The sequence below is a fragment of the Bacillus cereus group sp. N8 genome (assembly GCF_016483685.1).
Taxonomy (GTDB): Bacteria; Bacillota; Bacilli; order Bacillales; family Bacillaceae_G; genus Bacillus_A; species Bacillus_A proteolyticus.
The window spans coordinates 579824-587834 of sequence record NZ_JAEHBK010000001.1; the positions used below are offsets into that span (position 1 = coordinate 579824).

Consider the following 8011-nt stretch of genomic DNA (forward strand, 5'->3'; position numbering starts at 1 on the left):
TTTTTTAGCAGGAAATCCTCCTATTTTGTCGAAGAAAAGATATAATTAAAAGAGGAAATTTAGATAACTACTTGGAGGTGGCGTTGTGCCGTTAACACCATTAGATATTCATAACAAAGAATTTGGTCGCGGATTCCGTGGCTATGATGAAGATCAAGTAAATGAGTTTCTTGATCAAATCATCAAAGATTATGAATTAGTCATTCGTGAGAAAAAAGCTTTAGAAGAAAAGGTTGCGCAATTAGAAGGAAAGTTAGATCATTTTTCTAATATTGAAGATACGCTAAACAAATCTATCGTTGTTGCACAAGAAGCAGCGGAAGAAGTAAAACGTAATGCGCAAAAAGAAGCGAAATTAATTGTACGTGAAGCTGAAAAGAATGCGGATCGTATCATTAACGAAGCGTTAGTAAAATCAAGAAAAGTTGCATTTGATATTGAAGAATTAAAAAAACAAGCAAAAGTATTCCGAACTCGTTTCCGTATGCTATTAGAAACACAGCTTGAAATGTTAAACAACGATGATTGGGATAAGTTAATTGAGTTAGAAGACGAAGTAGATGAGCTGTTGAAAAAAGAAGAAACAGTGTAAGCTTGACGTTTTTCTCATTATTACATATAATTTTAAACAACATATTTATTAAGAAAAACGAAGATAGGGATAAGTACCTTTTTCATACCTTATATAGCGAACTGAGGACGGTGTAAGCTCAGGATAAGGAGATAATGGGAATATCACCCTGGAGTTCCGCGCTGAACAAATGAAGTAAGCGTAGGCGTATATTCGCGTTAAGAATATAAAGAGGATTTTATACATATGTATAGGATCTACTAGGGTGGTACCGCGGGAGACTTTCTCGTCCCTTTTGGGATGAGAAAGTCTCTTTTTTATTCCGTTTTTTAGGTCTTTCTTTTATACATGTAAGGAGGAATTGAGCATGGAGTACAAAAATACATTACTAATGCCAAAAACAGAGTTCCCAATGCGTGGGAATTTACCAAAACGTGAGCCTGCAATGCAAGAAAAATGGGCTGAAATGAATATTTATGAAAAAGTACAAGAACATACAAAAGGCCGTCCTTTATTTGTATTGCATGATGGACCTCCATATGCGAATGGTGACATTCATATGGGACATGCATTAAATAAAGTGTTAAAAGACTTTATTGTTCGCTATAAGTCAATGACTGGTTTCAGTGCACCATATGTTCCGGGTTGGGATACGCACGGTTTACCAATCGAACAAGCGTTAACGAATAAAGGTGTAAAACGTAAAGAAATGACAGTTGCTGAGTTCCGTAAGTTATGTGCAGAGTATGCATATGAACAAGTAGAACGTCAACGTGAACAGTTTAAGCGTCTAGGTGTACGTGCAGATTGGGATAATCCATATATTACTTTAGAGCCAGCTTATGAAGCACAACAAATTAAAGTGTTTGGTGATATGGCGAAAAAAGGTTATATCTATAAAGGACAGAAACCAGTTTACTGGTCTCCAACAAGTGAGTCTGCTTTAGCAGAAGCTGAAATTGAATACCAAGATAAAAAATCAGCATCTATTTACGTAGCGTTCCCTGTAAAAGACGGAAAGAACGTATTAGAAGGTGATGAGAAATTTATCATTTGGACAACAACTCCTTGGACATTACCTGCAAACTTAGGTATTTCTGTTCATCCAGAGCTTGAATATAGCATTGTAAAAGTAAATGACGAGAAATATATTATCGCTTCTGAATTATTTGAGACAGTTGCAAAAACGTTAGAGTGGGAAAATGCTGAAGTTGTGAAAACGGTAAAAGGTAGCGAACTTGAGTATACAGTTGCAAAACACCCATTCTACGATCGCGATTCATTAGTTATGCTAGGAGATCACGTAACAACAGATGCAGGTACAGGTTGTGTTCATACAGCACCAGGACACGGGGAAGATGACTTCGTTGTTGGTAAAAAGTATGGATTAGAAGTACTTTGCCCAGTTGATGATAAAGGTGTATTAACAAATGAAGCACCTGGATTTGAAGGCTTATTCTATGATAAAGCTAACAAGCCAATTACAGAAAAATTAGAAGAAGTAGGCGCGTTACTGAAACTAACATTCATTACGCATTCATACCCACATGATTGGAGAACGAAAAAACCAATTATTTTCCGTGCGACAGCACAGTGGTTTGCATCTATTGAAGCATTCCGTAAAGAGTTATTAGAAGCTGTTGCGGAAACGAAATGGATACCAGCATGGGGCGAAACTCGTCTTCATAACATGGTTCGTGACCGTGGTGACTGGTGTATTTCTCGTCAGCGTGCATGGGGTGTGCCAATTCCTGTATTCTATGCAGAGAATGGTGATCCAATTATTACAGATGAAACAATTAACCATGTAGCAGATTTATTCCGTGAACACGGTTCTAACGTATGGTTTGAGCGTGAAGCGAAAGATCTATTACCAGAAGGATTTACACATCCAGGTAGCCCAGATGGTGAATTCCGTAAAGAAACAGATATCATGGATGTGTGGTTCGACTCAGGTTCTTCTCACCAAGCGGTATTAGAAGAGCGCGATGACTTACAACGTCCAGCCGATTTATATTTAGAAGGATCTGACCAGTATCGTGGTTGGTTTAACTCTTCATTATCAACAGCAGTTGCTGTAACTGGTAAAGCTCCATATAAAGGCGTACTAAGCCATGGTTTCGTACTAGATGGTGAAGGACGTAAAATGAGTAAGTCGATTGGAAACATCGTCGTACCGAAGAAAATTATGGATCAATTAGGCGGAGACATTTTACGCTTATGGGTATCTTCTGTTGACTATCAATCTGATGTACGTATCTCAGATGATATTTTAAAACAAGTAGCAGAAGTGTATCGTAAAATCCGTAACACATTCCGTTTCTTATTAGGAAACTTAGATGACTTTAATCCAAGTGAAAATACAGTAGCGGTAGCTGAACTTCGTGAAGTAGATCGTTACATGTTAGTGAAGTTAAATGATTTAATTACAAAAGTAAAAGATGCATATGAAACATATGACTTTGCTGCTGTATATCATGCAATTCACAACTTCTGTACAATTGATCTAAGTTCATTCTACTTAGACTTTGCAAAAGACATTTTATACATTGAAGGTGCAAATCACGCAGATCGTCGTGCAATTCAAACTGTATTATATGATGTTCTTGTTGCATTAACGAAACTTGTAACGCCAATCTTACCTCATACAGCTGATGAAGTATGGCCATATGTTCCTGGTGCAGAAGAAGAAAGCGTACAGTTAACTAATATGCCAGAAGCTGCAGAAGTAGAGGGTTCAGAAGCATTAAGAGCAAAATGGGATGCATTTATGACATTACGTGATGACGTATTAAAAGCTTTAGAAGTAGCTCGTAATGAGAAAGTAATTGGTAAGTCATTAAATGCGAGCATTACGCTATATCCGACTGCAGAAATGAAGGCTATGTTAGAGTCTATTAGCGAAGACTTAAAGCAATTATTCATCGTCTCTGAGTATAAACTTGGTGGTACAATTGAAGAAGCGCCAACAGAAGCACCAAAGTATGAGCATACAGCTGTAGTTGTAGCACAGGCGACAGGTGAGACGTGTGAACGTTGTTGGGTTGTTTCAGAAACAATTGGTAAAGATGCAGAACATGAAACATTGTGTGAGCGTTGTGCAACAGTTGTTAAAGAAAACTATGTAAAATAATAAAAAACTGACTGCGAGTAAGTGCAGTCAGTTTTTTTTGTTTTTTTCGTTGATGATATATTGAAATAATTTTCACTCTCTTTCCTATGAAGGAAAAATGTGTGTGAGGTAAGCGTGAGAATTTCGGACACACTAATCGTACATTGCAGCTGGGAGGAATGTACACGTGAATGAAATATATATGGAAATAAAAGAAGAATTGCAATTGATGAGAAAAGAGTTGCAAGAGAGACTAGCTAAAGAAGTCATGCACAAATATGATACAGAGTTTAGCGGGGAGCTTGGATATGAAATAAAGGAAGAGATAAAGAAAAAATTGCTATTACATGATATAAAAGAAGATTTAAAAGATGTAGAACGTGCATTGTTTAAAATGGAAATAGATATGTACGGTATTTGTGAAGAAACTGGGAGAGCGATTTCTACAAAACAAATGAAAATAATGCCGACTGCTCGTACGATTCATGAATTTTTCTATGAAAAGGTAAATGTATGAATACGCACAACGATATTATGTTACCTTTTTTTAATTTATTTTATTCTTCTATAAAGGTTCATTGTGAAAAGGTAGCAGCTATGCTAAAATTTTGAGGTACACTGTCTTTGTGGGGGAAATGAAAATGATATATTATGTAATAGCGTTATTTGTCATTGCCATCGATCAAATATCGAAGTGGCTAATTGTAAAGAACATGGAATTGGGTACGAGCATTCCGATTATCGATAATGTATTATACATAACATCACATCGAAATAGAGGAGCTGCCTGGGGTATTTTAGAAAATAAAATGTGGTTCTTCTACATTATTACAGTCGTTTTCGTAGCATTTATCGTATTTTATATGAAAAAATATGCAAAAACGGACAAACTTCTAGGTATTTCATTAGGTCTAATTTTAGGCGGAGCAATTGGCAATTTTATTGATCGTGTATTTAGACAAGAAGTAGTGGATTTCATTCACGTGTATATTTTCTCGTACAACTATCCAGTATTCAATATAGCTGACTCAGCATTGTGTATTGGTGTTGTATTAATTATTATTCAAACAGTATTAGAAGGAAAGAAAACGAAGGAGTAATTGAATGAGTGAAGTAGTACAAGTAACAGTTGCAGAAGAACAAAAAAGCGAGCGAATTGATAAATTCGTTGCAGAAATAAACAGTGAATGGTCACGTTCACAAGTACAGCAATGGATTAAAGATGCCGTTGTGACAGTAAATGGGAAATCAGTTAAAGGGAATTATAAAGTAAAAGGAAATGATGAAATTACGGTAACAATTCCTGACCCAGAAGAGTTAGATATTCAACCGGAAGATATGAATTTAGAAATTTATTATGAAGATGCAGATGTACTCGTTGTAAATAAGCCACGTGGTATGGTTGTGCATCCGGCACCAGGACACACAAGCGGTACGCTTGTAAACGGACTTATGCATCATTGTACAGACCTATCAGGTATTAACGGTGTAATGCGTCCTGGTATCGTGCATCGTATTGATAAAGATACATCTGGACTATTAATGGTTGCTAAAAATGATATGGCGCACGAATCACTTGTAAATCAACTTGTAGCAAAAACAGTAACAAGACGCTACAAAGCGATTGTACACGGTGTAATTCCACATGATAAAGGAACAATTGATGCGCCAATTGGTCGTGATAAGAAAGAGCGTCAAAGTATGACAGTTGATGAAAATGGTAAGAATGCTGTTACGCACTTCCAAGTGTTAGAACGCTTTAAAGACTTTACACTTGTAGAATGTCGCTTAGAAACGGGACGTACGCACCAAATTCGTGTTCATATGAAATATATTGGTTATCCACTTGCAGGGGATCCAAAGTATGGTCCGAAGAAAACATTAAATCTGAATGGGCAAGCACTTCATGCAGGAATTTTAGGCTTCGATCACCCTCGTACTGGTGAATATATTGAGTTTGAAGCACCGATTCCAGAAGTGTTTGAAGAAGTACTAAATATTTTACGGAAATAGTATTGACAAATCGTAAGAAAACTGAGATACTGACAACAGTTAAATAATGATCCTTTAACACAGCCCCGTGAGGTTGAGAAGGTAACGGTTTGAAACACTTAGGGTATGTTGTACCCTTTTTTCAAAAGTCCTCTCGCACACGTTGAGAGGACTTTTTTTATACCATTACTCTCACGCAAGAAAAAAAGCTTGGAGGTGTAGAGCATGCAAGAGAAAGCTGTCGTTTTAGATGACCAAATGATTCGCCGCGCTTTAACACGAATTAGTCATGAAATCGTGGAACGAAATAAAGGTGTCGATAATTGTGTTCTTGTCGGAATTAAAACTCGTGGAATTTTTATTGCACAACGTTTGGCAGAACGAATTGGTCAAATTGAAGGAAAAGAAATGGAAGTTGGAGAGTTAGATATTACGTTATACCGTGATGATCTAACACTACAATCGAAAAATGAAGAACCACTTGTAAAAGGTTCTGATATCCCTGTAGATATTACGAAGAAAAAAGTTATCCTTGTGGATGATGTGTTATATACAGGAAGAACAGTTCGAGCAGCAATGGATGCTCTTATGGATTTAGGTAGACCATCACAAATCCAATTGGCTGTTCTTGTTGATAGAGGTCATCGTGAATTACCAATTCGCGCTGATTATGTAGGAAAGAACATTCCAACATCTAGTGAAGAGCGTATCGAAGTTGATTTGCAAGAGACAGATCAACAAGATCGAGTAAGCATATACGATAAGTAAAGCCCTTTTAAATGTAGTCCTGTGAGGCTGCCAAAGGGTCTTGGCTTTCATATGTCAAATTTGGCATACGAAGGTATAGGACTCTTTGTGCACAGGCACAAAGAGTTTTTTTATTGCAAAGATTATAACTGAAGGAGGATGTAACAATGGAACAAAAGCCAGTGTTAGACATTCATGAAGTACCGAAACCGGGAAAATGGTTATTATTAAGTATACAACATTTGTTCGCGATGTTTGGATCAACAGTGCTTGTTCCGTTTTTAACAGGACTGAATCCATCAGTAGCTTTAATATCAAGTGGATTAGGAACGCTAGCGTTTCTTCTTATAACGAAAGGTCAAGTACCAGCATATTTAGGATCATCATTCGCCTTTATTGCACCAATTATTACAGCAAAAACAGCAGGTGGACCTGGAGCAGCAATGCTTGGTGGAATGCTAGCGGGACTTGTATACATCTTAATCTCAATCGGAATTAAGAAATCTGGATCAGAGTGGATTATGAAATTACTTCCGCCGATCGTAGTTGGTCCGGTAGTAATGGTAATCGGTCTAGCTTTAGCACATACAGCAGTTAATATGGCGATGAACGGTGCAGATGGCAAGTATAGCTTTACACACTTTTCAGTAGCATTAGTAACATTAGCAATTACAATTATCTGCTCTATATTCGGAAGAGGATTTTTCAGCATCATACCAGTACTGCTTGGCATCATCGGCGGATATATCTTCGCTTACTTCCAAGGGCTAGTAGACTTAAAGCCGGTAGCTGAGGCAAAATGGTTTGTTGTACCAGATTTCACAGTACCGTTTGTAACATACACTCCGGAGTTCTCGTGGAAGATTGTACTTTTAATGGTACCAGTTGCACTAGTAACAATTTCAGAACATATCGGACATCAAATTGTACTAGGAAATGTTATTAAAAGAGATTTGATTGAAAAACCAGGCTTACACCGTTCAATATTCGGTGATGGGATAGCAACATTGATCGCATCACTAATAGGTGGACCACCAAATACAACGTACGGTGAAAACATAGGTGTGCTAGCAATTACGAGAGCATACAGTGTATACTTATTCATCGGTTCAGCAGTGTTCGCAATCATGTTTGGATTTATCGGGAAGATTTCAGCACTGATTCATTCGATTCCAACACCGGTTATGGGTGGTGTATCAATCTTACTATTCGGTGTAATCGCATCAAGCGGTTTGCGCATGATGGTAGATGATAAAACAGACTTAAGCGACAAACGAAACTTAATGATTGCATCAGTTATACTAGTAATCGGTATTGGTGGGGCGGTACTACACGTAGGTGAATCATTCCAAGTAGAAGGAATGGCACTAGCAGCAATTATAGGTGTACTGTTAAATCTATTACTACCAGAAACAAAACAAGTAAAACAATCTAAGCAGATTGCTTCATAAAAACAACCTTTTAATTCAGTCCTGTGAGACAGAGAAGGGGGGCTTCTTCCTTGCACCCTAGTCTCACACGACTAGGGTATTTTTATGCGGATATTGTTATATAAATACAAAAGTGATAACATAAAATCAGAAAGATGA

The 8011-nt window shown here is 37.3% G+C and carries 7 protein-coding genes and 1 other annotated feature; all 7 genes read left to right on the plus strand.

Annotated elements, in window-relative coordinates:
• Positions 1 to 85: 85 nt before the first annotated feature.
• The 7 genes from divIVA to uraA all read left to right on the plus strand — a co-directional run bounded on the left by divIVA (position 86) and on the right by uraA (position 7873).
• Positions 86 to 592, plus strand: coding sequence for a septum site-determining protein DivIVA (gene divIVA / locus JDS80_RS03160; RefSeq protein WP_001131611.1), 507 nt, complete (start codon positions 86 to 88; stop codon positions 590 to 592).
• A 51-nt stretch (positions 593 to 643) separates the two neighbouring features.
• Positions 644 to 868: a binding site (T-box leader), on the plus strand.
• A 70-nt stretch (positions 869 to 938) separates the two neighbouring features.
• Complete coding sequence (ileS2, locus tag JDS80_RS03165; RefSeq protein WP_199637061.1) at positions 939 to 3704, plus strand: isoleucine--tRNA ligase; 2766 nt, start codon at positions 939 to 941, stop codon at positions 3702 to 3704.
• Between the two features lie 166 nt (positions 3705 to 3870).
• Positions 3871 to 4200: a molecular chaperone DnaK gene (locus JDS80_RS03170; protein WP_199637063.1), complete on the plus strand. Its 330-nt coding sequence runs from the start codon at positions 3871 to 3873 to the stop codon at positions 4198 to 4200.
• A 124-nt stretch (positions 4201 to 4324) separates the two neighbouring features.
• Positions 4325 to 4783: a lipoprotein signal peptidase LspA gene (gene lspA, locus JDS80_RS03175; RefSeq protein WP_000642178.1), complete on the plus strand. Its 459-nt coding sequence runs from the start codon at positions 4325 to 4327 to the stop codon at positions 4781 to 4783.
• A gap of 4 nt (positions 4784 to 4787) precedes the next feature.
• Entirely contained in the window at positions 4788 to 5696 is a 909-nt protein-coding gene (locus JDS80_RS03180) for an RluA family pseudouridine synthase (protein ID WP_199637065.1), read from the plus strand.
• A gap of 204 nt (positions 5697 to 5900) precedes the next feature.
• Complete coding sequence (gene pyrR / locus JDS80_RS03185; protein ID WP_001156490.1) at positions 5901 to 6443, plus strand: bifunctional pyrimidine operon transcriptional regulator/uracil phosphoribosyltransferase; 543 nt, start codon at positions 5901 to 5903, stop codon at positions 6441 to 6443.
• Between the two features lie 146 nt (positions 6444 to 6589).
• Positions 6590 to 7873: a uracil permease gene (gene uraA / locus JDS80_RS03190; RefSeq protein ID WP_071746830.1), complete on the plus strand. Its 1284-nt coding sequence runs from the start codon at positions 6590 to 6592 to the stop codon at positions 7871 to 7873.
• The last annotated feature ends 138 nt before the right edge of the window (positions 7874 to 8011 follow it).